Genomic DNA, 24,557 nt, shown 5'->3' with positions numbered 1-24,557 from the left:
GTGGCGGCCGGCGGGCGTCACGACAGCGGGGTGGGTCAGATCTCCATCCACTCCACGTCCGCGCCGTCGGCGGCCGTGGTGAGGGCGATGCCGACGTTGTTGACCCCGGCGGCGCCGGAGGCGACGGTGCCGGCGGCGCCGGTGTCGACGCGGGCTCCGGCGGTGATCGCGCCGGACGCCTTCGAGACGTGGACCTTGCCGCGCGGGAAGTAGGCGCCGCGCTGGTTCGCGGCCACGTCGTTCGCGGCGACACCCACGCACGCGGGGCTGCCGGCGGTGGCCGGGCCGACGGTGCCGTTGCCGGTCACGATGACCGACTGGCCGCCGGTGGTGTTCGCCGAGAAGGTGGCGTTGATCTGGTCGGAGTACAGGTACTTCGGCTCGTAGGCGCCCATGGTCAGTTGGCTCCCTTCTCGGCGAACGGGCCGTCGATGCCGGCCACCAGCGCCTCGTACTCGGTGTCGACGCCGGCCATGTCGACGTCGCCGGTGAACCCGGACGCGGCCACGGGGACGGCGGTGTTCGGGGCCAGGGAGGCGAGGATGTCGGCGGTGACCTCGGGGGCGCGGTCGTACCGCTCCTCCCACGTCGCCCGGTCGGCCGGCTTGATGCGGCCGGTCTGGACGGCGCCGTCGAAGAGGGCCTTCTTCGCGTCGGCCGCCGCGCTGGCGTTGATCTTCGCCAGTTCCGTCGACAGGCGGGTGATCTCCGCCTTCATCTCGTTGGTCGCGGCCGTCGAGGCGGCGACCTGCTCGGGGTTCGGGGCGGCGTCGGCCTTCGCTTTCAGGTCGGCGAGCGCGGCCATGACCGCGTTGTCGTCGGCGTCCTCGGGCAGGCCGAGCCGCGAGCGCACGTCAGTGCTCAGGGTGGACACAGGGTCCTCCTTCGGATCGGTGTTGGGCTCCGGCTCGGCGGCCGGGGGAACGGGGGCCGGCTCGCCGGTGGCGGGCTCGGCGGGCTCGACCGGGGCGGGCTCGCCCTCGGCCGGGTCGGTGGTGGGTTCGCCGGCCGGGTCGGCGGGCGGCTCCGGGGCCGGCGCGGCCGGCGGCTGGGCCGGCCGGGACTCCTCGGCGGAGGCGAACACCATCCGGGAGGCGGCCACCTGCTCGTCGGCCGGCACGTACGCGGTGCGGACCCGCTGCGGGGCGCCGAACGAGATGCTGTCGCCGTCGACCGTCACCGGCACCCGCACCAAGCTGCGGTCGGTGTTGTCCATGACGATGACCTCGTCCTCGGCGGCCTCGACGATCCACTGCTGCTCGGGCTGGCCGGCGGCGTTCCACGCCTGGTGGATCCGCTCGGTCAGGCTGGGGGTCGGGTTGGGCATGGTGTCCTCTCCTGGCAGGCCGGTCGAGGCGGCGGTCTTGCGGTGCTCCTTCGAGCCCGGCCAGTAGCCGAAGTGCTCGTGGAACCACTCGCTCGCGATGCGCTTGGCCCGCTCGGGGTCGACGTGCTTCTTCAGGTGCCGGTACAGGGCGGTCCATGGGTGGGGGTTGTTCGCCCACTTCTTCAGGCCCTCGCCGTGCAGCCAGTACCGCTTGAGCTGGTTGCCGTCGGTGTCGGCTGCGGCGGCGGCGACCGGGTCGACCGCCTGCGGGCCGTAGATGTCGGCGAGGTCGACCGCGGTGAGGGGGATGTCGATGTGCTGGCCGGCGAACGCGACCCGCACTCGGTCGAAGACGACCGGGCCGGTGCGGGCGGCCAGCGCCGGGATCTGCGACAGGTCGTCGGTGTAGGTGAGCGTCACGTGCGGCACCCACGGCCGGTGCGGCTTGCTCACGTCGACCTGGAATTGAAGGGCGGCGTGCCGGGCGGCGGATGCGGCCACGGCCTGCACGTATTCGAGGTCGTCGCCGCCGATCCCGAGGACGAGGCAGGTGTCCCGGTCCCGGCCGTCCGCGCTGGTCACGCCGGGCGGGTTGAACACGGACACCGCGAACGCGTGCGCTTCGACGGGCGGGGTGTCGGTGGTGGCGCGGCGTACCGCGTCCACGACCGCGGCCTGCGCCTTCGGGGAGAAGTCGACGGCCTTGCCGAGGTAGAGCAGGGTCAGGTGCAGCTCGTCGACCGGCTCGCCGCCCTCGACGGCCAGGCGGGCGGCGTCGGCGGCGCGGGGGATGAGGGCGACCATCGCGCCCGTGTGCTCGGTCTGCTCGGCGGCGGCGACGTGCAGCGTCAGGTCACCGCCCACCGACGCGGCGATCCGCACTTCGGCTACGCCGGGCTGCCGGGATGATGCGGCCAGCCCGTACAGGGCGCGCACGTCGTCGAGGCTGTTCAGGCTGGTGAGGGTGGACACCCCGGGAGGGGTCACGCCGAGCAGCGCCACGGCGGTCAGCACGAACGGGTGGGTGTGGCCGAGCCCGCACCGGTAGTTGTAGGAGCCCTCGACGGACCGGTTCGGCCAGGCGGCGGCCTGCACGTCGCTGAGCCAGGCGGGGGCGACCTGGTCGGCGACGAGGGTGTGTCCACCGTCGGTGGTGCGCAGGTTCTCGTACCAGCCGATCGCGGGTTCCCCGTCGCCGGGGGTGAACCGGGTGTCCGTGTGGCCGATCTTGATGATGGGCTTCTGGATGGCCGGGCAGGACAGGGCGGCCACGGCGGCGGCGAGGTCTTCCCGGGCGGCGGTCCACTGGCCGGTGGAAATGTCCCAGCGGCCGGTGCGGACCAGCTCGACGCCGTCGCGGCGGGCCAGCGGGGCTGTGGAGGGCATCGGTTACTCCTCCCGCTCGGGCCAGTGCCAGGTGCCGCCGGCCTTGCCGGTCTCGTCCTGCGCGCAGCGGTTGAAGAACAGGCCGGTGGGGTTGAGCACGGCCAGGTCGAGCTGCCGGGCGGGCCCGTCGGGTCCGATCGAGGGCGGGGCGCCGTCGGGGACTCCGGCGACGATCGCGGCCCGGCACTGGCTGGTGTACTCACCGCCGGGGGTGCCGTAGGAGACGTACTGCACGATGCGGCCGACGGTCGGCTTCATGGGCCATCCCGTCCTCTCTGCGGATCGGGATGGTGGAGGTCGACGTCCGGCCTGCCCACGTAGGCGGGGTCGGAGCGTTCCATGGAGAAGCCGACCGCTCCGTAGACGCGGTCGATACGCGGATCACGGGTCCGCTCCCACAGGTACAGTGCCTTGCCTGCGACCTGGTCGAGCGGCCCATCGGCGTCCACGACGATGCTGTGACCAGCGGTGGTGATCTCGACGCGGGACAACTCGGCCCCCTCACCAATGACTGGTCAGGGGGCCGAGGTCACGCCCGGCCGGGCGAGAGAGCTACAGGGCTGCGATCAGCTCTTGGCGGAGATCGCCTCGGTGTACGCCTCGGCGAGCACCTTGTACTGGTCGCTGGTGAGCCGGGAGTCGGCGTTCACGAGGTCCCACGAGTCCTCGGCTGGGGCCGGGTCATCGTGGACACCCCACGCCTGCTCCTCGGTGGTGGCGGGCTGTGCCGGCCACTTGCGGGTGCGGAAGTCCTCGGCGGCCTGCTTCAGCGTGATCTCCCCGGCTGCCAGCCGGTCAAGCACGTCACGGACGCTCGACACTTCCATCACCTCCTCTACCCCATTGTCTCAGACGGGTTGAACGGTTTCGCCAACTCGCGCAGCAATCCGGCGAGTTGACGGGCCGACGGGCTGGTCAGTCGGCCGAGCACCATCCGGCGCTTGCCCTTTTCGAAGATCAGTTCGGCGAGGATCGCCCCGCCGGGAAGGTGCTCGACCTCAACACGCCGGTCCCCCTTGGTGAACACGTCCACCCGCTGCTTGAACGGGCCGTCCCAGTCACGCTTGCGGAAGGTGACCTTCCGCTTCAGCCCGGACACGCCCGCGTTGGACACCGCCTGGTCGATCTTCTTCACGCCGTCGGCGCCGAAGTCGGTCGACCGGTAGTCCTCAGCCACGAGCTTCGGGGCGCGACCGGTGACGCTGTTGTCGTAGATCGCCCAGCCGTCGAACCGCTCTTGCAGCCCGTCGAACACCTCACGGTTGACCGTCCGGCCCTTGCGGGTTTCCTGCGCCCGGATGATCGCCGGAGGCACGAACCGCCCACCGAGACCCTTGCCCTGCCGGTAGCGGTCGGCGCCGTTCCGGTAGCGGGACAACGCCCGCTCCACGGACACTTCCACCGGGATGTCGACGAACACGCCGCGCGTCTCGTAGCCGTTCCGGTCGAGGTCGTCGAGCCGGGAGACGACGCCGCTCTCGGAGGACATGGTGATGTCCCAGATGATGTTGCGGCGGTCGCGGTACGCCATGTCGGCGAGGAGCTTCGTGATGCGGGACGACTCCTCGTGGATGAGGGCGGCCCGTTCCATGGGTGACAGGTCCGGGTGGTCGGGCACCTCGGGGATCAGCCCGCGTTCGGCCATCAGCTCCTTGACGTCGTCCGGGTTCAGGGTGAGGTACTGCGACTGGTCGATGCCGGCGTGGTCCCGCAGGACCGTGCTCTTGCCCGCGCCGCCGAGGCCACCGGCGATGACCGCCTTGCCGCCGCGAGGCACCTTGTCGGCCTTCGCGTACAGCTCGGCGGCGATCTCCCGGTGCATCCGGTCACGCTCCGGTTGCCACGCACCGTCGGCGGTGGTGTGGGTGACCTCGGTGGCCAGCGTCTTCCGCGCCTTGCCGATGACGTCGGCGATCATCTTCTGCCGGGCCTCGAACTCCTCGTCGCTCATCAGCCCGTAGGAACTGGCGTCGCCGTCCCCGCCGCCGTTGCGACCGTTGCCGCTGCCGTCGGACTTCCCGCCCCTGCGGCCGGGTAGGAACCGGGTCCATTTGCCGTCCTCGTCCCGCTTCTGGTTCGGGTCGAAGCCCTTCCGGCGGGCCGCCACCTCGTCGCCGAACAGCGCCTCGGGGACACCATCGTCGGTGTCCGTGACGATCTCCGTCACCTCGAAGGTGTAAACCCGGCTGGCGGTCACGGCGACGTCCTCCAAGCCCTTACGCAGAGCGGACACCTCGTGTGCGAGGTCCAACAGGGTGTCGATGTCGGTGTCGACGCGGAGCACCGTGATCTCCATCGGGCCGGTCACCGCCACGGCCGCAGCCGCCGCCCACCGGTGGTGCCCGTCGAGGACCACACCGTCGCGGGAGACGAAGATGGCGGAGCCCTCGGGCCAGCCCTCAGCCTTCAGCGTGGCGTAGAGCTTGCTGACCTTCGCCCCTTCGAGCTGGTTCTGGGTGGCGGTCAGCCGGCGCGGGTCGACCTCCTCCCGCCGGACCCCGATGCCCCGCTCGGCGAGCGTCCGAACGAACGCGTCGAGGCTGCCGTCCTGCCGGGACAGCTGCGGCATCTCTGCTCGGGAAACGTCGCGTGCGCTGCGGCGGAACAGGTTCGGGTTCTCGCCCTTGACCTGCAAGCGGGACAGGTTGTAGATCGGCCCGCCCGCGGACAGGCGCATCAGCGCGTCGATGTTCTCCGGGTCGACGGTGACGGCCTCGCCTCGAAGCAGGGCGGCGTGAGCTGATTCGACGCCGCTCGCCGACCCGGCCCCGCCGCCGCGGGTCCACATGCCGTGGTCGTCGCGCCGCTGGTTCGGGTTGAAGCCGTTGCGGCGGGCGGCCACCTCGGCGGTGTCCTCGTCGATGACGGCGTAGATGAAGCCACGGCAGCGTTCCCGGCCGGCGCAGTACAGGTACCGTCCGGTCGGGTAGTCGGCCAACGCGTCCTCGAACGTGGCGTACTCCGCGCCGTCCACGAGCCGGCACGGCCGGCAGGTGTTGCGGTCCAGCTCCTCCGACGCCCGGAACCGGACGCCGTCGGGCAGCTCCCCGAGCACCTGTTCCCGGCCGATGCCCTGCGCGGTGCCGGCCGCGGCGGACAGGTTGCCCGCGACCAGGCCGCCGGTCTTCGGCTCAGAGAGGTCCGTGAGGGCCGTGGTGACGGCCTGGCGGACCTGCTCGACGGTGGCCTTGACGCCGGCGTGGGCCAGCGCGACGCGGGTCGCCGCGGACCGGTAGCCGGCCACGATCAGGTGGGTGGCCACCTGGGCGTTCTCGGCGATCCGGCCGAGGCTGGTGCGGGACAGGGCGGGGTTGATGCGGGCGATGGGGCGGACCTCGACGGCCGCGGCCGAAGCGGATGCGCGGGCGAGCGTGGTCATGCCGTCGGTGACGGCCCGGGTGAGCGCGCTGGTGGCGGTGGCGGGGATGGCGAGGGCGGCCAGGCCGGCGAGCGCCCCACCGGCCACCTCGGCGGCCACAGCAGCGGCCAGAGCAGCCACCAGGGGCCCGGACGCCTGCGACCAGGCGGCCGTCATGTCCTCGACGGCCTGCCGGTAGGCGGCGTCCATGCCCTGCACATCGACAGCCGGTGGGGCGGCGGCGGCGACCCGCTCACCGTCGCCGCCCCCCGGGGTCTCTTCTTCCTCCTGGGCGCGTTCCTCGTCGACCTGAGGCCGGTCAGGAACGCGGGCCGGCGCTCCGGCCGGCAGGGGCCTCGGGGCGTCCGGGTCCCGCTCCGGAAGGCGGTACTCGCGGCGCACCCACGCTTCCAGCCTCGGATCTGCCGACAGCGCCCCCGAGTTGAGGAGCAGCTGTAGCGACTCGGCGGTCACCTCACGGCGCGAGCCGACACCGGACACGACGACGCGGGGGACGGGTTCGTCCTCGCCCCAGTTCCAGTCGACGATCGGCACGCACACCTGCCGGGTGGCGGTGTCGGCGATCGCCTCCGCCTCCGATTCCAGGGCGAGGGTCCACGAGTCGATGAAGGACTCGCCGAGGGCGCGGGCGCCGGTCTGGGTGGTGCCCAGGTCCAGGTGCGGCATCAGCACCGACCCGGACATCTCCTGGTTGAGGAACCGGATGAAGCCGAGGGTGTCGGGGATGCTGCCCGACAGGCCGACGATGCGCATGGTGAACCCGGGCGGCACCGACGCGCCAGCCTGGTCCCCGGCGCGGGCCGCGGACACCATCCGCTGCGCCTCGGCCATCTGGGCGGGCGACGGGTTGGTGCCGGGGTTGGCTTCGGCGACGGGGACGCCGGCACCCCAGCGCCGGTTGGAGATTGCGTTGACGCGCAGCATCTCCCGCTTCAGCAGCCACGGCGCGTACGCCGGCCGCAGCAGGCTCGTGCCCTGCCAGCCGGAACCTTCCCGGTTGCGGGAGTAGAAGACGAGCCGGTCGGCCGGGATCTGCGGGGACGGCTGCCGGGAGGTGATCTGCTGGTCGATGCCGAGCAGGGCGCCAGTGCGCGGGTCGGCGTGGATTGCCATGATCGTCGCAGGGATGCGCTCGGCGAGGGTCGTGAGGCGGGCACGCCGGCCGTCCACGATCTCCGCTTCCAACTCGAACGCGTAGTGCCCCCACACCTGGCTGAGCAGGGCGGAGCGCAGGTGGTCGTTCCACGACACGCCGCGGCGGCGGGCACCGGTAGCCTTGTCCTCACCGACCACGTTGAGACCCAGGCAGTCAGCCACGAACTGGGTCACCTCGGGCCGGCAGCCGGCGCCGTCGAGCTGCCACTGGGCGCGGCGGATCTGCAACCCGTAACCGTCGACCACGGCGGCCAGGCGGGGGTCGCGGCGCATCTGCGCGTAGATCGGCACCGACGCCGGGTACAGCAGGTCGGGGATGTGTTCGTAGACGTCGGTGACGATCGTGCCGTACTGGTTGTCGTCGACCATGCCGATCAGCGAGGTGGGGGCGTTCATCGAGCCACCCCCGTCCTGCTACAGCGGCTCGCTGTTCCAGTCGACCTCGTCGGCCGGCGGCGAGGCCGGCGGCGGCGGGGGTCCGGGGGCGGCCTGGGTGACGGCGACCCGCACCGCGTAGGCGAGGGTGTCCACCTGGTCGTCGTTCGCCCCGTTGGGGAACGCGGCGTGCTCGTTGACCCACTCGTTGAGCCACCACGCGCCGGCCGGCAGCCACACCCGGCCGCCGCTCGCCCACGCCGAGGCGGGCAGAGCGCGAGACAGCTTGTCCGTCTCCGCGCTGACCGGGGTGATGGACACTCCGGCGTTCGCGGCCTCCCGGGTGATGGTCATGCCGTGCTGGGTGGCCTCAACGAACAGGGTGTCGAGGCCCCATCGTTCGATCAGCGGCCGAGCGTGCGTGAAGTGCTGGTTCTCGCTGATGTGGGCCCGGACCCGGTCGAGGAGGACCAGGTCGCCGGAGATGGTGCGCGCCCACGCGGAGATGACGGTCCAGTCGGCGGACGCCTTGGTGGACGCGGCGAGGTCGACGGTGGCGAACCGCCAGCAGTCCCGCAGGTCGTACGTCCGCTGCCCCAGCGTGAGGGTGGTGCCGTGGGCGGTCCAGTACCGCCACCACATCCGCTTGAACAGGTTGCCCTCGGCGGGGGTGGGGGACTGCTGGTAGAGGGCGGAGAACACGTACGCGCCGACGGCCTTGCGGATCTTCGCCCAGTCCCGGTTGCCTCGGGCGGAGATCAGCGGTTCCCCGACTTTCCGGCCGAGCGGGTCTTCGGGGCGGTCGGCGATCGCCGGAATCCGGATGATCTTCCAGTCGGCGCCGGTCTCCCCACTGATGATCTCCTGAATCGGCTCCGCCTCATGCCACAGCGTCTGGATCCACACGACCTTCGTACGCGGGCCCATCCGGGGGATCAGCACGGACTGCCAGGTCCGCATGACCCGCTGCCGGTACGCCTCCGACTGGGCTTCCTCCATGTTCTTCAGCGGGTCATCGACGATGATGTAGTCCGCCGGCTTACCGGTGATCGAACCGCCGACCCCGGCGCAGTAGATGCCGCCGCGCCGGTCGGCAACCTGCCACCGCCCCGCAGCGCGGGAGTCGGCGCGCAGCCGCACACCCAGGTCCACCGTGCCCTCATCGCCGGTGTACGTCTCCACGGCCAGCTTGACGTCGGCACCCCACCGGCGGGCCATCTCGTCGGAGTACGACACGTCGATGATCCGCAGGTCCGGGTCGAAGTCGGCCAGCAGCCACAGCGGATGCCAATACGAGCAGAGCGTGGACTTGCCCTCCTGCGGGGGCATGAACACGGCCAGTCGGTTGCCCGGCAACCGGCCCTCCGCCAAGTCGACCAGGTTGCGGTTGATGGCCTCCAACGCCGGGGTGCGGACCATCTGCGGGTCCAGGTCGCAGGCCAGGTCCAGCGGCGACACCCACCGGCGCACCGGCGGCTCGAACTGCCGGGCCGCGGCCTCCCAAGGCGACACCACAGCGCCCTCCCCCGAACCGAGGGTCAGGACACGGCGCGCAGGTGCCGGGGCACCACGTCGGGCACAAGGGCCTGCTGCTGCGGGGTCAGGTTCAGGTCGCCGAGGATGCGGCGGATCACGTCGGCCAGCAGCGCGCCCTGCGACTCGGCCAAGCGGACGCGCCGCTCCTCGATGCCGGCGGCGATCGCGGCCTTGCACACGTCGAGGAGGTGCTTGCGTTCCCGCTGGTACAGGTCCAGCAGCACCGGCGGCGCAGCCCCCTCGGTGGTGTCGACGCCCGGATGTTCGCCACTCTGCTTGTCGACCGTCGACCGCTTGCCCCAGGACAGGGCCTCGGCTTCCATCTCCTGCACGCGGGCGCGTAGCCACGCGACATGCCCGGCGGTCCACTTCACCTCGTCAAGCAGGGCGTCGGTGGGGGACACGTCGACCGGCAGGCCGTACGTCCTCACGGCTTGCTCGGCCATGGCCACCATCCCCGCGACCTTGTGGCTCGTGGTGGCTCCGCCGTGGAGCTTGCAGCGGCCGATCCCGGGGTGGTCGGTTCCCCAGCCGGCGGGGCGGGTGCACAGGTCGTTGCCGTGCTCGTCACGGACGGGGTTCTTGCCGTGCTTGGCTCCGGGGCGTTGCTTGCCGTGCTTTTTGCCGAGGCAGAGGTTTCTGTCATGCCGGGCGGGGTTGGGTTTGGGTGTCATGGTCACCTTCGGCGGGTTCGTGTCGGTGACAGCGACCTCACGCAGCGTCAGCCATGCTGGCCCGATGCATGTTCTTCGTTATGTCGCAGTTGCGGGTGTTGTTGCCGTGCTGGCCACGGGGTGCTCGGGGGGTATGGACCCGGTGGTTGGGGGTTCGCCGTCCACGGCCGCCGTCCCGACGTTGTCCCCGGCGCCTGATGGGACGGACGGGGCGATGCCGGTGTTGGAAGGGCCCGCGGCCGAGGGTGCGAGTTGGCCCGACGGGCTGACCGCCAAGCTGGTCGCCGTCGAGCAGGTCCCCAACGCGTGGGGGGTCGACGTCCCGAAGTCGAGGGCGATCGTGCGGCTGACGTTGGAGGTCCGCAACGGCACCCAGGACGTACTGCCGCTGATGCCGGGCAACGGGGAGATGGACCTCATGTACGGGCCGAACCGGGAGGACGCCGAGCTGGAGGCGGGGTACGACTGGCCGGACGGCGAGAAGCAGAAGCTGCTTCAGGCGGATGCCGGGAACCGGATCCCGGTCGGCGGTTCGGGCAGGCTGGTGGAGTCCAGTTCGGTACCGGTGTCAGCGCTCGGTGACCTGACCGTGGAGGTGGAGCTGCCGGCCACCGACGGGGAGCGCCTACCGTTCACCCTGACCGACGTCGAGGCACTGTTGAAGCAGGTGCGGTAACCGGGGGTGGCCCCGGCCCGGCGGTGCGAGCCGGGCCGGGGCGGCACTCACTCGTCGCGGCCGAACGCGGAGTCACGGGCACGGCGCAGGGTGCGGATCAGCCGGTTGATGCCCTCGCGGTCGAGGGTGCCCCACAGGCCGGTGAAGTTGGCCGGGGTTTCGCCGTCGCCGGTCAGGTGCTCGGCGATGCTGCGCCCGTCGTGGGTTTCGATGCCCAACTGCACGGAGCCGGTGGGGGTGGGTTGCCAGCCGACCTGCACATCGAACGTGCCCACAAGGTCGTAGATCGTTTCCTTCGGCATCACGCCGTCGCCCATCACGGGATTCGCCCTGGACCCCGGGCGGCGGGCATCCGCCATCACGGCGGGAGTCGGAGGTTCAGGCCCCGCCGGGTCACTGGTCGCGTTCCTGGCTCTCGTGGACCTGGGACGAGGTGAGCAGGGTCGCGGCCTCGATGATGATCGCCAGGAAGGACAGCGACAGCACGAACGGCGGCTCGTCCTTCGCCCACGTCTTCATCGAGATCGGCCAGCAGATGATCGAGCCGGCCAGGAGGATCCAGGCCACGATCGTGCGGGCGCGGCGCATCCTCGCGGCCATCGCACCACCCCCGGACACGCAAAAGCCCGCCGCGAACGGGGGACGCGGCGGGCCTTTGGAGACAACGGTGCTGCTCAAACGTATACCGGCCGGAACACGTCGCCGCAAGTGACCTTGCTGGTCACGGTTTGGCGCGTCGCAGGACGGCGACCGCTTCGAGTACCTGACCGGCCAGGTAGACGGTCTCGCGGCCCCGCTTGTCGAAGCGGGGAAGCAGCTTGCGGGTCGGGTCGTCCGGGTGGTCGAGGCACGCCCACTTGCGGATGGTGAGCGGGGAGACGTTGACCAGCTCGGCGGCCTGAGCGGTGGTGAGCTCCCGGTCCGGCTCGATGACCTCGGGGCGGTCGAGCATCCAGTCCTCGCCGAAGCCGGCGGCGGTGGCGTCGGCCTGGTCGCACAGGTCCGGGCGGACGGCGCGCAGGTGCGCCCGGTACATGCGGGCGACCGCCCGCGCCCGGTGGGTGGCGTCGTCGAGGTGGTTCGGCCAGCGGGGGTTGGTCTGCCGGTCGTAGTCGGGCTTCACGCCGTCGCCTCGGCGGGCGTCTCCGGCGCCGGCTGCGGATCGGGCTCCGGATCGGGCTCTGGGTCGGGGGTGCCAGGCCAGCGGAGCGTCCGCACGTACTCGTCGTAGTCGGCGGCCGGCCGGTGCTCCCCACAGCGGTCGCACCACACCTCGCAGTCGTCCTCCTCGTACCGCGGTTCCGCCCGGTACAGGGGGCCGTCGAGGTCGTCGGCGTCGCGGCCCTCGCACGCCCAGCAGTCCCCCGGCACCCAGCGGGAGCGGAACGTCCAGCCGAGCATCGAGCGGGCGCGGGCACGCAGCCGGGACAGGTGGGCGACGGCCTCCCAGCCGGCGACGTCGGTGGCGGGGTCCTCGCAGCCGGTCGGGTACACGGCCGTCGGCGGCAACATTGCGAGCAGCCGCAGGCGGGGTTCGAGGACGGTGACGGCGCGTTGCACCGCGGCGCCGTGCTGGGCCAGCGGTGGCAGGTCGGCGAGGCCGGCCGCGTTGCGGACCTCCGTCTCCCAGGTGGTGAGAACGTGGTGGATCTCCCGTTGCAGGGCGTCGGGTTCGCCGCGCAGCGGCATCGGCGGGTCGCGGTGGGCGCCGGGCTGCGGGTTGATCGCCTGCGACAGGGACGGGGCCTGCATCTGCGCCAGGTCGAGCCAGTCGTAGAGCAGGGTGCGGACGTCGCGGCGGGCGGCGGCAAGGCACGCTTCGCACAGCGCGCAGTACGGGTCGGTCCAGGCGGGGTGCTTGGCCAGGTGGTCGTAGCCCTTGCAGCGGTCGCCGGAGATGCACTGCCGGTCGGAGCTGGTGGTGTCGGTCATGCTGGTGATCTCCTCCGGCGCAGCTCAGGGGCTACTGTGGGCGGTGATCACACGTGCCGTGGAAGGTAACGGGATCGTGGTGGCGGCCGGGTCGGGGGGCTCGGCCGCCGCTGGCGTGTTCGGACGCAGTAGCCTACGCACCCGGTCTTAGCGGCAACCACGCGCCACCGGGGTCCTCAACAAGCAGGAAGCCTCCGGCTGCCTGAAGCGCTACATCTTTAGAAACATCTACACCGCCCTACGCGGCGACTTCGCCCTCCTCACCCCTTGACCTCTATAGGAGCATCGGGATGGGATCGAGCCCTCGACCAGGGTGCTGCAGGAGCGAACAGCTTAGGCTCCGATCGCGCTCTGGCGACACACTATAGACACTGTGCAACGGAAACGGTATGCGAATGACGGACGAAGCGGAACGAAATTCAACTGTCCTTAAGAACCCCCATTCCGTTGGACGAGTTCCTCTTATCATGGCGATTACTTTTGTCGTAATTCTCGCGCTAGCTGTAGCGGCCACGGTGGGCTTTGTTGGTTGGCTCCTCTTGATGAACCCTCGCACGAAAATCGGAGCCTCGTCGCCCAAGGACGTCTTGGACCTCGCGAAGGTGGCACTAGCCGTTGCCGGTGGCATCGGGGGCGCTGGTGCTCTTGTTGTTGCCTACAGGAAGCAACTTGCAACGGAAGCTGAGCATCTCCGAGGCGAGAAGGATCACCAGCGGAGTGAACGGTCTGAACAACGCGAGGTGTATCGAAGCCTCAATGAAAGGTTTGATCAGGCCGTAATCCTTCTCGGTAACGCTGACTCGCCTGCCGTTCGGCTAAGCGGCGTCTACTCTCTTGCGTCTTTGGCTGAGGATTGGCCGGCGGGCCGTCAGCGATGTATCGATGTCCTCTGTGCATATGCGCGACTCCCGGTGATGCCGGGTATAGAGAACAGTGGCGAGCGGGAGGTTCGGCGGACTGTGTTCTCGGTGATCCGAGAGCATTTGTTGGAGGAGGCGGCCCAGACGTGGGATGGGTATCGTTTCGACATGAGTGGCGCCACGCTTGATGGCGCCTGTTTTGATGATATAAGGCTTGAGCGGTCGACCTTGAACCTCTCGAATGCGAAGTTGTTGGAAGGCGAACTCAGTCTCAAGGGGCTGGTGGTGGCTGGTGGGTGTCTAGACCTTAGCCATGCACAGCTTTCGGGGGGTGAGGTGGCGCTAAGTGGCCTACTCCTTGACGGTGGTAAAGTGTCCTTTGTGGAAGCCCAATTTTCGGGCGCCGCACTTGCGTGCAGTCATGGAGTGATTCGTGGCGGCCAACTTTCCTTCGAGGGCTGCCTGATTGACGGTTCGCTGCTCAATTTCGGTCGCCTTTCGGTCTACCCGACTGGTGACAGACGTGGCTCTGCGCCGCTTAGCTTCAACGACTCAATCATCCAGGACGGCCGCATTTACCTCGGCTCACTTCAGTATGAAGAACGGTCAAGTAGCGAGACGGCTCGCGACGAAAAGCTCGTCCGAGGAGCGCGTCGAGATGGTTGTTGGGTAACTCTAGAGCACATCTTGTTGAATGGGGGCACAGTTTCATTTCGCGAATCTAGATTCGAGGGGGGCATAATCTCCCTCGCGAACTCGGTCCTCGCTGGAGGGCGCCTTTCATTCGCGTACGCGCGCTTCACACGTAGTGAGGTCAACTTCGCCGGAGCTAGATTCAAGGGCTGTCTGGTCGACTTCGAGTACTCACACTTCGAGGGGCCGGAGCGGAAAGAGCCTTCGCGGGAGGTCTCTGATTGGGTTAAGAGGCTCGAACGGTTGCCCGTGGAAGAGCGCGACATGGTGTGGGATGATCACCCAAAGGCAACCCTCCAGTTCAATTCCGCCGAATTTTGGGCCGGCAGCCTTAATCTGGATCACTCGTCGATCCATGATTCGGTCTTCGACTTAGTGGGAGTGGACTTTCGAGGAGGGAGGATTTCGCTCGAAAAGGCATATTGTGTGAGGGCCGTGATCAACCTATGGAATTCAAGATTCAATTATGAGTCTGTTACTGAGATCGTGCTTCCCGACGAGAAGTGGCTGACAGTTCTGTGGAGCAACTATTATTCGGGTCCACTTGCACGGGTTGCTATTCCTCGCCAAGTTCGAACCCTGGAGGTCAGTGCGGCCGATTAGACGAACACGCGCGGCGGGTGATCTAATCGGCGACGATCAGCCGGGTCACCCGCGTTACGAAGAGCACCACCACCGCGATCTCTATCAGCCCCGTCACGGCTATGAGCATAGGCAATCGGACTGCGGCCGGACACCTTCCGGCCATGCTGGCCCGCAGGTCACCCAGCGGGCCGGCGGGTCACAGCGGCTTGAGGTACGTGCCGCCGTCGGGCGTAAAGAAGTAGTCGAAGCCCATCTCCTGCAAGATCCGGCGCAGCCGCTTCGCCACCTCCACGGCCGCCGCGAGCAGATCCTCAGGCGGCACAAGCGCGTCAGTGCCCGGCAGGTTCTCCACCACGTCCAGAATCCGGCCCGCCACGGGCGCCTTCGCCCACGCGGCGGCCGGGATTACCCCGCTGACGACACCGGCAGCCCCGTAGCCGAGGACCTTCGACATCCGGTCCAGCGAGGCGAACGCGGCGTGGTAGGCGCCCATCAGGTCGCCGGTGCGGTCCCAGGCGGTGCGGGCAGCGCGGAAGGTCGCGACGACGCCGGCAACATCACCGGCGCCGACCGTGTTCACCGGGTCCGTCCACCCCCGGTCGTGGACGGTGCGCTCGCACCGGTACTCGTCGATGGCGCTCTCGGCGAGCCACAGGTACTCCCACGTGATCTCCCGCTCGGGCAGCGTGAACGGCGCCCGCCGGTGCAGGGCCCATGCGGCGTCCCCGTGCTGGTGCAGGCGCACATGCTGCGCCTCGTGGAGCAGACCGTGCCGGGCGGGACGGATCCCGTACGGCACCAGGCCGCTGCTGGCCACGACGACGATCCGGTCGCCCGGCAAGACGCAGGTCTTGGCGGCCGCCCGCGCACCGTCGGCCCTGTCGGCCCGGTACTGCTCGGCGGTCATCGTGTCGTTGGAGCGGTCGACCTCCTGGACCAGGTACTCGCCGGTCACCTTCTCGTACTCGTCGGTGATGACCACCTCGACCTTCTCCGGGTTGGGCACCTCCGCGGTGAAGTCGGCGAGCAGGTTGCTCCAGGTGGCCTGCTGGGCGGCCGGCAGGTCGCGGGCCACCCGGTACGTCACATTCATCGCACTGGACATCCCGCCAGTATGTCCGGCGGGTCGGACAGTCCAACCGCCGATCGAACGTCTGTGCGAGTAGCCTGCGGGCGTGGAGTGGCGCAACCGGTGGCACTTCACGATCCGCTGGGACCGGGCCGGCAACAGCCGGGCCGGTGTCACCGTGATCGAGCGGGTCGTGGGCTCGCCCGCCGAGCTGCGCCACCTGGTCGACCGCGCCCGCGCCGACCCCCACGTGGTCGCCTTCCCCCACCGGCAGGTCCGCGAGCTGGTCGGCGAGGAGCCGGAGGTCTGCAAGGAGGGGCATCCGTACGCCGGCGGGTCGGCGACCCGGCCGGTCCGCGACTGGCGGCCCTGTTCCTGCGGCGGTCACCTGGTGCTCCGCTGCCGCCTCCGCCCCGACGTCCGGGTGGACCCGATCATCAGCGCCGACTGCGACGTCCGGCCACGGTGACTCCGTGGCCGTTCTGGCCGAGTCCCGCCTACGGGTCTTCCTACAAGGCCGCTGGCCGCCTGCGCGAGTCCCATCTACGGGTCTGTGGACAACGCCGCGGAGGTCGAGCGCAAGCCGGTCGTCAAGCCCACCGAGGAGCCGCCGGAACTTGGGTGGCAAACCGCCAAATCCTGGTCACCGGCCCTTTCTGCCAGGCATCCTTCTCCGGGCGGTCGCGCACGTCCGGGCCGTCCACCCGGGCCAGAACTATCGGGCCTCGCCTTGCCACACAAGGCGTCCGGGGCAAGGTCCGATAGCTGTCCAACCGGTGCCGTGGGCGCGGCATGCCGTATCGGCCGGATAGAGTCTGGGAAGTTCCAGCACCAAGGGCGGGACCGCGGCACGTGGACCCACTTCGAGGCGCCGGACGACGTGCCGTCGTCGACCGACGCGGCGCGAGAAGAAGGACGAGCGCCCGGTTGCAGCCGGGCGCCCGTCGAAGCGCAATTACCAATCGCCGGAGCAGGCAGAAAGGCAAGTCGCCAATGAACAGCGTACTTCCTTATCCCCCAGAACCGCAGTACAAGGTCCCGAGCGGAGCGCCACAGGGCCGCACGGTCCCGCTGCGCACCCTCGCGTTCGCGCTGGTCGCGGCCGTCGTCGGGGTCGGCGCGCAGTACCTCCCGGAGATGTCCACGCCGGTGAGCCTGGCGCTGGCCACCTTCCTGGTCCTCGACCGGGTGTACCGGCAGATCCGCTGAACCAGTACGGCCCCCGCACCGGCTCGGTGCGGGGGCCGTCTGGTCCGCCAGGCGGACTAGCCCACCTGGTCCGGCGAGCGGAGCATCCCGCGAGTCGAACCCGCCCCCGAACTTGTCCTTCGCGTCGATCCGCACGCCCTAGCCGGCGACGTCCCCACCAGCTCGCCGCGCGGCGACGATCCGCTCGAACACCTGCCTGCCGAACCCACGCCGCTCCACCCGCGGCTGCCGAGCAGACGTCGCCGAACGGCAACCGGCCCAGCTTCGCCGTCCGGGAACCCGACGTGGACGAGGGCAGCGCCGACTTGGTGGCGGTGCCGTCGCTGGCCTTCGCTGATTCGGCCCTGTGTAGGCGAATGCACAGGAGGTCGTCGGTGACACGGCCTTGGGGGAACCCGGGCGGCTGTCGGCGACGGCAGCCACACGTCACCCTACGGCGACCAGATCCGGACCAGAAACTCGCCTAAGCACCGGACCTGGCCGACGTGCGCCTAGACGATCGCCATGTCCGCGAAGAGGGACAGGTGAAGTTGCGCGGCCACCGTCACCGTGTCGGTGGAGCCGCCGCGCTGCTTCGCGACGATCAAGTCCGCTTCCCCGGCGCGGGGCGACTCCTTGTCGTAGTAGTCATCCCGGTGCAGCAGGATGATCACGTCGGCATCGTTCTCGATCGCACCGGACTCGCGAAGATCACTGAGGATGGGCCGCTTGTCGGCGCGCTGCTCCGGACCCCGGTTCAGCTGCGACACGGCGATCACCGCGATGTCGAGTTCCTTCGCCAGCAGCTTCAGCCCGCGGGAGATCGCCGCAACAGCCTGCTGCCGGTTCTCCGCCCCCTTCGTCGTCTCCACGAGTTGCAGGTAGTCCACGACCAGCAGCCGCAGCCCGTGCTGCCGGTGCAGCTTCCGGGCCAGGGAGCGGATGTCCGCCAGCGACTGGCAGGAGGTGCCGTCGACCCACAGCGGGGCGTCCTTGCTGATCCTCTTGAACCACTCGACCCAGCTCGCGTCCTGTTCGTCGAGCAGGCCGGTGAGGATGACCTTGTGCGGCACCTTCGACCCGGACGACAGCAGCCGTAGGCCGATCTCGACGTCGTCCATTTCCAGCGACACGATCGCCGACGGGATCTCGCAATCGACGGCGGCTGTCTTCGCGAACCCGAGGGTGGCGATGCTCTTGCCGACGCCGGTGCGGGCGGCCACGACGATGAGCTGCCCGCCCTTCCAGCCCCCACCGAGCAGCCGGTCCAGGTCCCGGAAGCCGGTGGGGATCCGCGGCGCGTCGTCCTGCTCCGGGTCGGCGGCGGCCTCCATCGCCTTCACGACGTCCGGGATGATCTGCGCCCACCGGCGGGCACCCTCGACCGTGCCGTCCTCGATCGCGTTCAGCCGCTCCCGCACCTGCTCGGCCAGGTCGGCGGCCGGCAGGTCGCCCAGCTCGAACACGCGCTGCCGGATGAACGTGGCAACGTCGGCGATGCGCCGTAGGTCGGCCTTCTCCTTGACGATCCGCGCGTACCACGGCCCGTTGGCGGCCGTTGGAACAGCGGCGTAGCAGGTGTGGAGGTACGGGGCCCCACCGACGAGGGACAGGTCCGGGCCCAGTGCCTCGGCGATCGCGATGGGGTCGGTCGGTTCCCGCTGCGCGGCCAGCTTCGTGATCGTCTCGAAGATCCGCCCGTGCAGCGGCCGGTAGAAGTCGCCGGGCTTGACGATCCGCTCGATGTCGACGATCGCCTCGACGGACATCATCATGGCGCCCAGGACGATCTGCTCGGCCTTGACGTTGTGCGGCGGCACCCGGTCGTACTGGCCCTCCGACGGCGGCGGCTCGTCGGTCGGCGGCGGACCCCACTCCTCCGGGCTGGTGGCGGTGCGCTCCATGAGGCCGGTCACGCTGACCTCCGCCGCCACCGCCGGTCGTCGCCTAGGAGCGCGACCTTGACTGCGTCACCGAGGCGGGAGTTGATCCGGTCGCCGACGGCGTTGATGAGCGGCTGACCGACCGCGTTGGCGGAGTAGATCATCGGCAGGCGGTGTGACCAGCGGTAGTCGACCAGCCTCAGCAGGCCGTCGCCGGTCCACTCGGTCTGCTTGCCGGCGCCGAGGTCGTCGAGGAACACGAGGTCCGCGTGCATCAGCCGTTCCAGCGTCCCGACGTGGGCGTTGTCGGCGCTGGGCCGCAGCGCCGCGTTGAGGGCCGGGTGGGTGGTGGCCTCCCACCGCAGACCCTCACCGCGGGCGGCCACGCCCTCGACGACGGCCCGGACCGCGCCCCAGCACAGCCAGGTCTTGCCGGTGCCGGTCGGGCCGACCAGGACCAGCGACGGGAAGTCGTGTCGGTTGGCGAGGAACCGGCGTACCCAGGCGGCGACCTGCGGGTGGTCGGGGGTCGCGTCGGCGAACATCGGCGGGATGCGGGCGGCCAGCGTGGCGGCAGCCTGGTCGGTGCGGAACGCGATGCGGTCGAACGGTTCGGGCTCGAACGGTTTGGGCTCGACCTGTGCGGGCTCGGCGCCGGGTCGGAAGCCGGCGGCGGCGAGGATGTCGCCGGCCCGGACCGGCTCGGTGTCGTGGTCGGTGCTCACTGGCTCACCCATCTCGTGTACTCGTCGCTGTCCTGGTTGCGGTACGGCTGGTTGAGCGGGCCACCGCTGCGGCGGCCCTGCACGTTCGGCGACCGCTCAGCGGCGGTACGCATCCAGTTGCGCCATGTCGCCGGCCAGTCGGTCTTGGTGGCGTCCTTGCCGGCCTTCGCCCGCCAGTAGTCGCGGAACTTGTCGGTCTCCGTTTGCACGTTGACGTGCGGCATCTGCTGGGCAGCCCACGCGGCCATGCCCTCGGTGACCTCGAAGTCGTCGGGGATGCGGGTTGCTCGGCGTGGCCCTCGCGGTGCTTTGCTGGCCGGCGTCGCCGCAGGCGGCGCGGTGAACAGACCGTCCGAAGGACGGTCGGGGTTGTGGGTTGGGGGTTGTGGGTTGGGGGTTGCGGTACGCGCCGGTGCCAACTCGATAGGCATTCGGTCGATGCCATCCCCGTCACCGGAATGGCTATCGGAATGGCTATTCGGCTGGCTATCGAGTTGCGACGCCATAGCCCCCACCGGGTCGTCGCCATAGCCATTCCCCGGCGCCGGGACTTCGGGCGTCACCCCGGTCACCGTTGCCATCTCCGGCATCCACGGCGGGCAACCCAGGCGCACCAACTCGGCCGCGAGCGAAGCCCGCAGCCGCGGCGACTCAACCTCAGCGGCGGCGTCCCGGATGGACGGCTGGCGACGAGGGTTGCGGTAGCCGTTGTCGTGCCGCACGAACGACCTGACCAGCAGCTCCTCGGTGTCCTCGTCCACGAACACCATGCCGACTGCCTCCAGGTGGGCGATGTCCGCGCGCAGCCTCTCGCTGGTGCTGTCCTCGGCGAGCTTCACCCAACGGCGCAGGGTCAGAGGCAGCACGCCAGCGGCGGAGATCCCCGGCTGGGTGACGACCATCAGGTATGCGCGTTGCGTCGACTCTCGGAGCGCGATGAAGTCCGGATCGCGCCAGATGGCGCAGAAGATTTGTGCGTAGTTCCGCGCCATCAGTCCCGCGCCCCCTTCCGGCTGTTGCAGGGCCGGCAAAGGAGTTGCAGGTTGTCGAGGTCGTCGGTTCCGCCCTTCGACCAGGGGTGGACGTGGTCAACGGTGAGGTCAGTGGTGGCGCCGCAGGCGCGACGGATGTAGCCGTCCCTGATGATCAGTTGTTGCCGCACCTCGTCGGGAATCGAGTCGCGGAGCCGGCAGGTGGGCAGGCCGATCGTCACGTCCCAGGGCCGGACGGTGCGGTCAAGCCAGCCGGCCTCTTCCAGTGCGACGACGTATTCGGCCACGGTGGAGCGGGCCATGCCGGTGACGCGTTGCAGGGTGCCGATGGTGGCCCTGAAGTTGGACGGGTGGTCCGGGCGCTTGTCCTGGTACTCGAAGCACAGGGCGTGGATCAGAAGCCGCGCCGGTGGGGGAAGCTGCGAACACGACACGGCACTGCGAACGCTGTCGTAGTGCTCGTTGCTGCGTGTCACGTGGTGCTCCGTTCTGGTGGTGCTGGGGGGTTGTGCAGGGCAGGTGAGCTGCCGGTTTGTGCGGCCAGATTGACCTGGCCACGTCCTGACCCTAACCTCTTTCCTTAGGACTTTCCAGAGAACAACCTAAGGAGTTTGGGCGGTTATGGGCGATCGGCGGAGGACTACCGCAGGAGATCCGCAGGAAGGCGGATACGATCTCGGCATGAAGGTGGAACGGGTCAGCGTCGAGACCGTCCGCAAGGAGATCGGCGAGTGGGCGAAGCAGGCTGCCTCCGGGCCGCTTGACTCGCACAAGCTCGTCGGCAGGCACAGCACCGACAGCCTCGTGGTGGTGGAACTGGACTGGTACCGCCGCGCCCGCGAAGCCCTCGGCGACCCGACCGACCTGTAGCCGCCTCACCCCGCACCGCCTGAGCCCGCCGCCACCTCGGCCGCGGGCTTCATGCCGCCCGCCCGGCCCACCGGCGGATGCTCGACGCACCGCCACCCGCACGCGTACAGCCGCGCCGGCCGCCCGCACGGCACCACACCGGCCCCGCAGCCCTGAGACGGCGGCGACCGGCGAACGAACCCCGGCACCGGCCGCCGCTCGATCACCATCAACGGACGGCTCACCGCCGTCACCCCCCTCCTGGTCCTGCCGGCCGGCGGCGCGGCCCGCCCCCTCGACGAGCCGCGCCAGGCCGCGAGCTACTTCCTCTCGGTGAGGGTCAGCGTCGGCGTCTTGATCTCCATGGGGGCGTCGGTGAGGAGCCACCGGCCGTTCCACTGGACCTCCACACCGGTGCTGGTGAAGAAGTAGATGCCGCCCTCGTCGCCGCCGTACGAGCCGTCGTCGGTGGGGCCCTGCACCACCTCCGGGCAGTAGTCGGTGCCCTTCGAGCAGACGTCCACGACGTTGTCCGTCGGGGTGAGCTGCGCGGCGGTGGACGTGACCTTGCCCTTGATCACGTAGTAGGCGTAGACGCCTCCGGTGTCAGCGAGCAGGTAGATGTAGCGCACCCGGTCGGGCTGGTTGTTGCGCTTCAGGTGCTCGATGACGTTGGCCCGCTCCAACGAGTCGTTCAGGTTCGGCAACGGGTCGTTCTTCTTCTGCGCCTCGTAGTTGGCGTTGGCCTGCTTGTCGTTCTGCGGGATGCTGTCGGGCGTGGACGAGGTGCACGACGCGCCACCGGCGGCGAACGCGACGCCGATCAGCGCGGCCAGGACGACGAGGTTGCGGGCGCGGGTTTTCTTCACGGGTAGGTAGTCCTCTCGGGTCAGCGGGTTGTGGCCGGGTCCGGCGAGTGCGCGGCCCGGCAGTCGGTGGTGGGGTCGGTGTCGTCGATCTGCGCCGGCAGGCTCGGGTCGCGCCACTGGCCGCGGGACACCTTCTGCGCCTCGGCGTTGTAGTCGCCGACCATGTCGATGCACCGGTTCACCAGGCCGCGGTAGTTCTCCTGGTTGATCTCGGTGGGCTTGCGCGACACCTCGGCGTACGCCTCGTCGATCCGCCGGTCCGTCGAGCGGATCTCCTGGTACATGCCGGCGAACCACTCCTGGGCGTTGACCCGGTTCTGGCCGTCGTTGGTGATGCGGGTCGCGTCACCGGCGCCCTTCACGCCGGAGGTGGCGACCCTGAAGTACCAGCTGCCGATGGCGATCGCGGCACCGACGGCGAGGACGACGAGGACCGCGATGCCGATCCGCCAGCCGGCGGACATGCCGACCGCGGCACCGTCGGCGACCTCGCGCCGCGCCTGCCGGGTGCGCTCGAAACTTCCCATGTGGTGCTCCTGTTCGTGGTTGGGTTGCGGGGGTGGGGGCGGCCGGCTTCGGGTGGCTTCGGCCGCCCCCGCGTAGCTGTCTGGTCAGGCGACGGAGCTGAGCCGGCGGGAGGTGCGCCGAACGGGGCGGATACCGCCCACGAAGCGGTCGCCGATCGTCACGACGGCCATCGACTCCTCGCCGGTGAACGCGATCCGCATCGAGTCGCCGCGCATCCGCACCGCGCCGAAGTGACCCAGCAGGATCGGGTTGAACTCCATCTCCGACACGGGCCGGCCGACGGTGTTGGGGTCGAGGCTGCCGCGGATGCTCGGGAACTCCACGTCCCGGTCGAGGACGGTGACCGCCAGGCCGGGGTAGCCGCAGTCGGTGTTGCGGGCCACCCGCAACCGGTGCACGTCCGTCACGCCCTCGATGAAGTCGAGGCCGAGGGGCACCCACCGGTCCTTCTCCTTCAGCTTCACCTTCTTCACCAGGTCGGCGGCGTCGGTGAGGGAGATGACGATGTGCCACGGGTCGTCCCCGCCGCCCCGGCGGGCGAACAGGCCCTCCTGGCTGCCGGCGCCCTCGGGCAGGTCGTCCGGGTGCCAGGTCGACACGCCCGCGTGCACGTCGTCGGTGGCCATGGCGTGCACGGCCTCGCCGTCGAACTCGATCCGCACCGCGTGGATGCGGGGCAACTCCGGGTCGGGGCAGGCGAAGCCCATCACGTCTTCGAGCAGGCCGGTGAACTCGCCAGTGGGGATGAACAGGGTCACGTCGCGGGCTCCTTCCAAGCCTTGGCGAACTCGGTGAAGAACACGACCGCCAACCGGACGGCGAACGCGCCCACGGCGATCAGCAAGGGGGACAGCACCAACCACCAGGACCAGGCGACGACGCCGATGACCTTCTGGACCGCGAAGGTGATGGTCATGGCGATGACGGCGCCGAGGTAGGCGGTGAGGAGGGTGAGCTGGCGGGCGGCCATCAGAACGGGGGTTCCTCGTCGAAGCCGCTGCCGCTGGTGCCGGAGCGGCCGTGTGCCGGGCTCGCCGACGTCGCCCAGGGGTCGTCGTCCGCGCCGCCGCGCGGCACCCCGCCCCCGGCGCCGCTGCTGGCGCGGGACATCTTCTGGACCTTCGCCGTGGCGTAGCGCAGCGACGGGCCGATCTCGTCCACTTCCAGCTCGATGACGGTGCGCTTCTCGCCCTCGCGGGTCTCGTACGAGCGCTGCCGCAGCCGGCCCTGCACGATGACGCGGTGTCCGCGCTGCAACGACTCGGCGACGTTCTCGGCCGACTGCCCCCAGTAGGTGCAGGCGAGGAACAGCGGTTCGCCGTCCTTCCACTCACCGGACGCCCGGTCCATGAACCGGGGGGTGGAGGCGATCCGCCACTTGGCGACCGGCTTGCCTGCGGGGGTGAAGCGCAGCTCGGGGTCGTCGGTCAGGTTGCCGACGACGGTGATGGTGGTGTCTCCCGCCATGTTGATCTCCTTAGTTGGTTATGCGTTGTGGGCGCGGAGGACGCGGAGGCCACCACGGCGCTTCAGGGCGCGGCGTTCCTCCTCGGACATGCCGCCCCACACCCCCGCGTCCTGGCCCGATGCGATGGCCCAGGAGAGGCACTGGTCGGTGACCGTGCAGCGGCGGCAGACGGCCTTGGCCTGCTCGACCTGCAACAGGCACGGCCCGCTGGTGCCGATGGGGAAGAACAGTTCGGGGTCCTCGTCGCGGCAGGCGGCGTGGTGCCGCCAGTCGATGGCTCCGAGGTCGGCGGACGTGGCGTTGGCGCTCAGTCCGTGGGTCGATCGCCGCATGTCGGCTCCTCTGCTGGGTTGCGGGTCTGGTCGGCGGGCAGATCGGGCTGCTCTCCGCCGATGCGGATCGGGTTGG

General features: G+C 69.9%; 28 protein-coding genes. 5 read left to right on the top strand and 23 right to left on the bottom strand.

Annotation, left to right across the window (positions count from 1 at the left end):
- Positions 1-35: 35 nt before the first annotated feature.
- From D7193_RS15235 to D7193_RS15200, 8 genes are all read right to left on the bottom strand, one after another.
- Complete coding sequence (locus D7193_RS15235; RefSeq protein WP_120780122.1) at positions 36-395, bottom strand: capsid cement protein; 360 nt, start codon at positions 393-395, stop codon at positions 36-38.
- Between the two features lie 2 nt (positions 396-397).
- Positions 398-2,713: a 2'-5' RNA ligase family protein gene (locus D7193_RS15230; RefSeq protein WP_120780121.1), complete on the bottom strand. Its 2,316-nt coding sequence runs from the start codon at positions 2,711-2,713 to the stop codon at positions 398-400.
- Between the two features lie 3 nt (positions 2,714-2,716).
- Complete coding sequence (locus tag D7193_RS15225) at positions 2,717-2,971, bottom strand: hypothetical protein (protein WP_120780120.1); 255 nt, start codon at positions 2,969-2,971, stop codon at positions 2,717-2,719.
- Complete coding sequence (locus tag D7193_RS15220; RefSeq protein ID WP_120780119.1) at positions 2,968-3,204, bottom strand: hypothetical protein; 237 nt, start codon at positions 3,202-3,204, stop codon at positions 2,968-2,970. Before D7193_RS15220 ends, D7193_RS15225 begins: the two co-directional genes overlap by 4 nt.
- Positions 3,205-3,279: 75 nt before the next feature.
- Complete coding sequence (locus D7193_RS15215; protein WP_147434393.1) at positions 3,280-3,534, bottom strand: hypothetical protein; 255 nt, start codon at positions 3,532-3,534, stop codon at positions 3,280-3,282.
- A gap of 14 nt (positions 3,535-3,548) precedes the next feature.
- Positions 3,549-7,643 carry a phage portal protein family protein gene (locus D7193_RS15210; RefSeq protein WP_120780117.1) on the bottom strand — a complete coding sequence of 1,365 codons (4,095 nt, stop codon included), beginning with the start codon at positions 7,641-7,643 and terminating at the stop codon, positions 3,549-3,551.
- A gap of 18 nt (positions 7,644-7,661) precedes the next feature.
- Positions 7,662-9,137 (bottom strand): phage terminase large subunit, encoded by a 1,476-nt coding sequence (terL, locus tag D7193_RS15205; protein WP_120780116.1) that lies wholly within the window; start codon positions 9,135-9,137, stop codon positions 7,662-7,664.
- A gap of 23 nt (positions 9,138-9,160) precedes the next feature.
- Complete coding sequence (locus tag D7193_RS15200) at positions 9,161-9,832, bottom strand: hypothetical protein (protein WP_120780115.1); 672 nt, start codon at positions 9,830-9,832, stop codon at positions 9,161-9,163.
- A gap of 214 nt (positions 9,833-10,046) precedes the next feature.
- Between D7193_RS15200 and D7193_RS15195 the strand changes: the two genes are divergently transcribed.
- A complete protein-coding gene (locus D7193_RS15195; protein ID WP_120780114.1) occupies positions 10,047-10,508 on the top strand; it encodes a hypothetical protein in 462 nt (153 codons plus the stop codon).
- A gap of 47 nt (positions 10,509-10,555) precedes the next feature.
- On the opposite strand, the gene D7193_RS15190 is transcribed toward D7193_RS15195, so the two are convergent.
- The 4 genes from D7193_RS15190 to D7193_RS15175 form a co-directional block, all read right to left on the bottom strand.
- Positions 10,556-10,825 (bottom strand): hypothetical protein, encoded by a 270-nt coding sequence (locus tag D7193_RS15190; protein ID WP_120780113.1) that lies wholly within the window; start codon positions 10,823-10,825, stop codon positions 10,556-10,558.
- Between the two features lie 76 nt (positions 10,826-10,901).
- Entirely contained in the window at positions 10,902-11,108 is a 207-nt protein-coding gene (locus D7193_RS15185; RefSeq protein ID WP_206611906.1) for a hypothetical protein, read from the bottom strand.
- A 121-nt stretch (positions 11,109-11,229) separates the two neighbouring features.
- Positions 11,230-11,631 carry a MerR family transcriptional regulator gene (locus D7193_RS15180; protein WP_120780112.1) on the bottom strand — a complete coding sequence of 134 codons (402 nt, stop codon included), beginning with the start codon at positions 11,629-11,631 and terminating at the stop codon, positions 11,230-11,232.
- On the bottom strand, positions 11,628-12,440 hold the full coding sequence (locus D7193_RS15175; RefSeq protein ID WP_120780111.1) for a hypothetical protein: 813 nt from the start codon (positions 12,438-12,440) through the stop codon (positions 11,628-11,630). Before D7193_RS15175 ends, D7193_RS15180 begins: the two co-directional genes overlap by 4 nt.
- A 395-nt stretch (positions 12,441-12,835) precedes the next feature.
- On the opposite strand from D7193_RS15175, the gene D7193_RS33245 reads away from it, so the two are divergent.
- A complete protein-coding gene (locus D7193_RS33245; protein WP_147434392.1) occupies positions 12,836-14,596 on the top strand; it encodes a pentapeptide repeat-containing protein in 1,761 nt (586 codons plus the stop codon).
- 178 nt (positions 14,597-14,774) lie between these two features.
- Here the strand turns inward: D7193_RS33245 and D7193_RS15170 are convergent, their stop codons facing one another.
- Positions 14,775-15,683, bottom strand: a complete 909-nt coding sequence (locus D7193_RS15170; protein ID WP_147434391.1) for a hypothetical protein — start codon at positions 15,681-15,683, stop codon at positions 14,775-14,777.
- A 70-nt stretch (positions 15,684-15,753) separates the two neighbouring features.
- Between D7193_RS15170 and D7193_RS15165 the strand changes: the two genes are divergently transcribed.
- Together D7193_RS15165 and D7193_RS15160 are read left to right on the top strand one after the other, a co-directional pair.
- Positions 15,754-16,116, top strand: coding sequence for a hypothetical protein (locus tag D7193_RS15165; protein ID WP_120780109.1), 363 nt, complete (start codon positions 15,754-15,756; stop codon positions 16,114-16,116).
- Positions 16,117-16,640: 524 nt separating this feature from the next.
- The gene (locus D7193_RS15160; RefSeq protein WP_120780108.1) at positions 16,641-16,856 is read left to right on the top strand and encodes a hypothetical protein; all 216 of its coding nucleotides are present in this window, start codon (positions 16,641-16,643) and stop codon (positions 16,854-16,856) included.
- Between the two features lie 491 nt (positions 16,857-17,347).
- Here D7193_RS15160 and D7193_RS15155 read toward each other — a convergent pair whose 3' ends face one another.
- The 4 genes from D7193_RS15155 to D7193_RS33935 are packed head-to-tail and all read right to left on the bottom strand — an operon-like array spanning position 17,348 to position 20,911.
- Positions 17,348-18,751 carry a replicative DNA helicase gene (locus tag D7193_RS15155; protein WP_241562991.1) on the bottom strand — a complete coding sequence of 468 codons (1,404 nt, stop codon included), beginning with the start codon at positions 18,749-18,751 and terminating at the stop codon, positions 17,348-17,350.
- On the bottom strand, positions 18,748-19,455 hold the full coding sequence (locus D7193_RS15150) for an ATP-binding protein (RefSeq protein ID WP_120780107.1): 708 nt from the start codon (positions 19,453-19,455) through the stop codon (positions 18,748-18,750). Before D7193_RS15150 ends, D7193_RS15155 begins: the two co-directional genes overlap by 4 nt.
- Positions 19,440-20,435 carry a hypothetical protein gene (locus tag D7193_RS33240; protein WP_147434390.1) on the bottom strand — a complete coding sequence of 332 codons (996 nt, stop codon included), beginning with the start codon at positions 20,433-20,435 and terminating at the stop codon, positions 19,440-19,442. The genes D7193_RS15150 and D7193_RS33240 overlap by 16 nt, the downstream gene beginning before the upstream one ends.
- A complete protein-coding gene (locus D7193_RS33935; RefSeq protein WP_206611905.1) occupies positions 20,435-20,911 on the bottom strand; it encodes an HNH endonuclease in 477 nt (158 codons plus the stop codon). The genes D7193_RS33240 and D7193_RS33935 overlap by 1 nt, the downstream gene beginning before the upstream one ends.
- Before the next feature lie 205 nt (positions 20,912-21,116).
- Between D7193_RS33935 and D7193_RS15135 the strand changes: the two genes are divergently transcribed.
- Entirely contained in the window at positions 21,117-21,305 is a 189-nt protein-coding gene (locus D7193_RS15135; RefSeq protein ID WP_120780105.1) for a hypothetical protein, read from the top strand.
- Between the two features lie 299 nt (positions 21,306-21,604).
- Here the strand turns inward: D7193_RS15135 and D7193_RS15125 are convergent, their stop codons facing one another.
- From D7193_RS15125 to D7193_RS15100, 6 genes are all read right to left on the bottom strand, one after another.
- Complete coding sequence (locus D7193_RS15125; protein ID WP_120780103.1) at positions 21,605-22,153, bottom strand: hypothetical protein; 549 nt, start codon at positions 22,151-22,153, stop codon at positions 21,605-21,607.
- 20 nt (positions 22,154-22,173) lie between these two features.
- Positions 22,174-22,680: a hypothetical protein gene (locus tag D7193_RS15120; protein ID WP_120780102.1), complete on the bottom strand. Its 507-nt coding sequence runs from the start codon at positions 22,678-22,680 to the stop codon at positions 22,174-22,176.
- 84 nt (positions 22,681-22,764) lie between these two features.
- A complete protein-coding gene (locus D7193_RS15115) occupies positions 22,765-23,439 on the bottom strand; it encodes a hypothetical protein (protein ID WP_120780101.1) in 675 nt (224 codons plus the stop codon).
- The gene (locus D7193_RS15110) at positions 23,436-23,651 is read right to left on the bottom strand and encodes a hypothetical protein (protein ID WP_120780100.1); all 216 of its coding nucleotides are present in this window, start codon (positions 23,649-23,651) and stop codon (positions 23,436-23,438) included. Before D7193_RS15110 ends, D7193_RS15115 begins: the two co-directional genes overlap by 4 nt.
- Entirely contained in the window at positions 23,651-24,148 is a 498-nt protein-coding gene (locus D7193_RS15105; RefSeq protein WP_120780099.1) for a single-stranded DNA-binding protein, read from the bottom strand. The genes D7193_RS15110 and D7193_RS15105 overlap by 1 nt, the downstream gene beginning before the upstream one ends.
- An 18-nt stretch (positions 24,149-24,166) precedes the next feature.
- Positions 24,167-24,424, bottom strand: a complete 258-nt coding sequence (locus tag D7193_RS15100) for a WhiB family transcriptional regulator (RefSeq protein ID WP_120780420.1) — start codon at positions 24,422-24,424, stop codon at positions 24,167-24,169.
- Positions 24,425-24,557 lie beyond the last annotated feature (133 nt).

This window comes from Micromonospora costi (assembly GCF_003626655.1).
GTDB lineage: Bacteria > Actinomycetota > Actinomycetes > Mycobacteriales > Micromonosporaceae > Micromonospora > Micromonospora costi.
Note: the sequence above shows the minus strand (reverse complement) of the source record. Positions and strands in the feature narration are given on the sequence as shown.

Coding starts and splice junctions, on each gene's coding strand:
- D7193_RS15235 (WP_120780122.1), bottom strand. CDS start 395: ATGGGCGCCTACGAGCCGAAGTACCTGTACTCCGACCAGATCAACGCC.
- D7193_RS15230 (WP_120780121.1), bottom strand. CDS start 2,713: ATGCCCTCCACAGCCCCGCTGGCCCGCCGCGACGGCGTCGAGCTGGTC.
- D7193_RS15225 (WP_120780120.1), bottom strand. CDS start 2,971: ATGAAGCCGACCGTCGGCCGCATCGTGCAGTACGTCTCCTACGGCACC.
- D7193_RS15210 (WP_120780117.1), bottom strand. CDS start 7,643: ATGAACGCCCCCACCTCGCTGATCGGCATGGTCGACGACAACCAGTAC.
- D7193_RS15200 (WP_120780115.1), bottom strand. CDS start 9,832: ATGACACCCAAACCCAACCCCGCCCGGCATGACAGAAACCTCTGCCTC.
- D7193_RS15195 (WP_120780114.1), top strand. CDS start 10,047: ATGCCGGTGTTGGAAGGGCCCGCGGCCGAGGGTGCGAGTTGGCCCGAC.
- D7193_RS15190 (WP_120780113.1), bottom strand. CDS start 10,825: ATGGGCGACGGCGTGATGCCGAAGGAAACGATCTACGACCTTGTGGGC.
- D7193_RS15185 (WP_206611906.1), bottom strand. CDS start 11,108: ATGGCCGCGAGGATGCGCCGCGCCCGCACGATCGTGGCCTGGATCCTC.
- D7193_RS15175 (WP_120780111.1), bottom strand. CDS start 12,440: ATGACCGACACCACCAGCTCCGACCGGCAGTGCATCTCCGGCGACCGC.
- D7193_RS33245 (WP_147434392.1), top strand. CDS start 12,836: ATGACGGACGAAGCGGAACGAAATTCAACTGTCCTTAAGAACCCCCAT.
- D7193_RS15170 (WP_147434391.1), bottom strand. CDS start 15,683: ATGTCCAGTGCGATGAATGTGACGTACCGGGTGGCCCGCGACCTGCCG.
- D7193_RS15160 (WP_120780108.1), top strand. CDS start 16,641: ATGAACAGCGTACTTCCTTATCCCCCAGAACCGCAGTACAAGGTCCCG.
- D7193_RS15150 (WP_120780107.1), bottom strand. CDS start 19,455: ATGGGTGAGCCAGTGAGCACCGACCACGACACCGAGCCGGTCCGGGCC.
- D7193_RS33240 (WP_147434390.1), bottom strand. CDS start 20,435: ATGGCGCGGAACTACGCACAAATCTTCTGCGCCATCTGGCGCGATCCG.
- D7193_RS15135 (WP_120780105.1), top strand. CDS start 21,117: ATGAAGGTGGAACGGGTCAGCGTCGAGACCGTCCGCAAGGAGATCGGC.
- D7193_RS15120 (WP_120780102.1), bottom strand. CDS start 22,680: ATGGGAAGTTTCGAGCGCACCCGGCAGGCGCGGCGCGAGGTCGCCGAC.
- D7193_RS15110 (WP_120780100.1), bottom strand. CDS start 23,651: ATGGCCGCCCGCCAGCTCACCCTCCTCACCGCCTACCTCGGCGCCGTC.
- D7193_RS15105 (WP_120780099.1), bottom strand. CDS start 24,148: ATGGCGGGAGACACCACCATCACCGTCGTCGGCAACCTGACCGACGAC.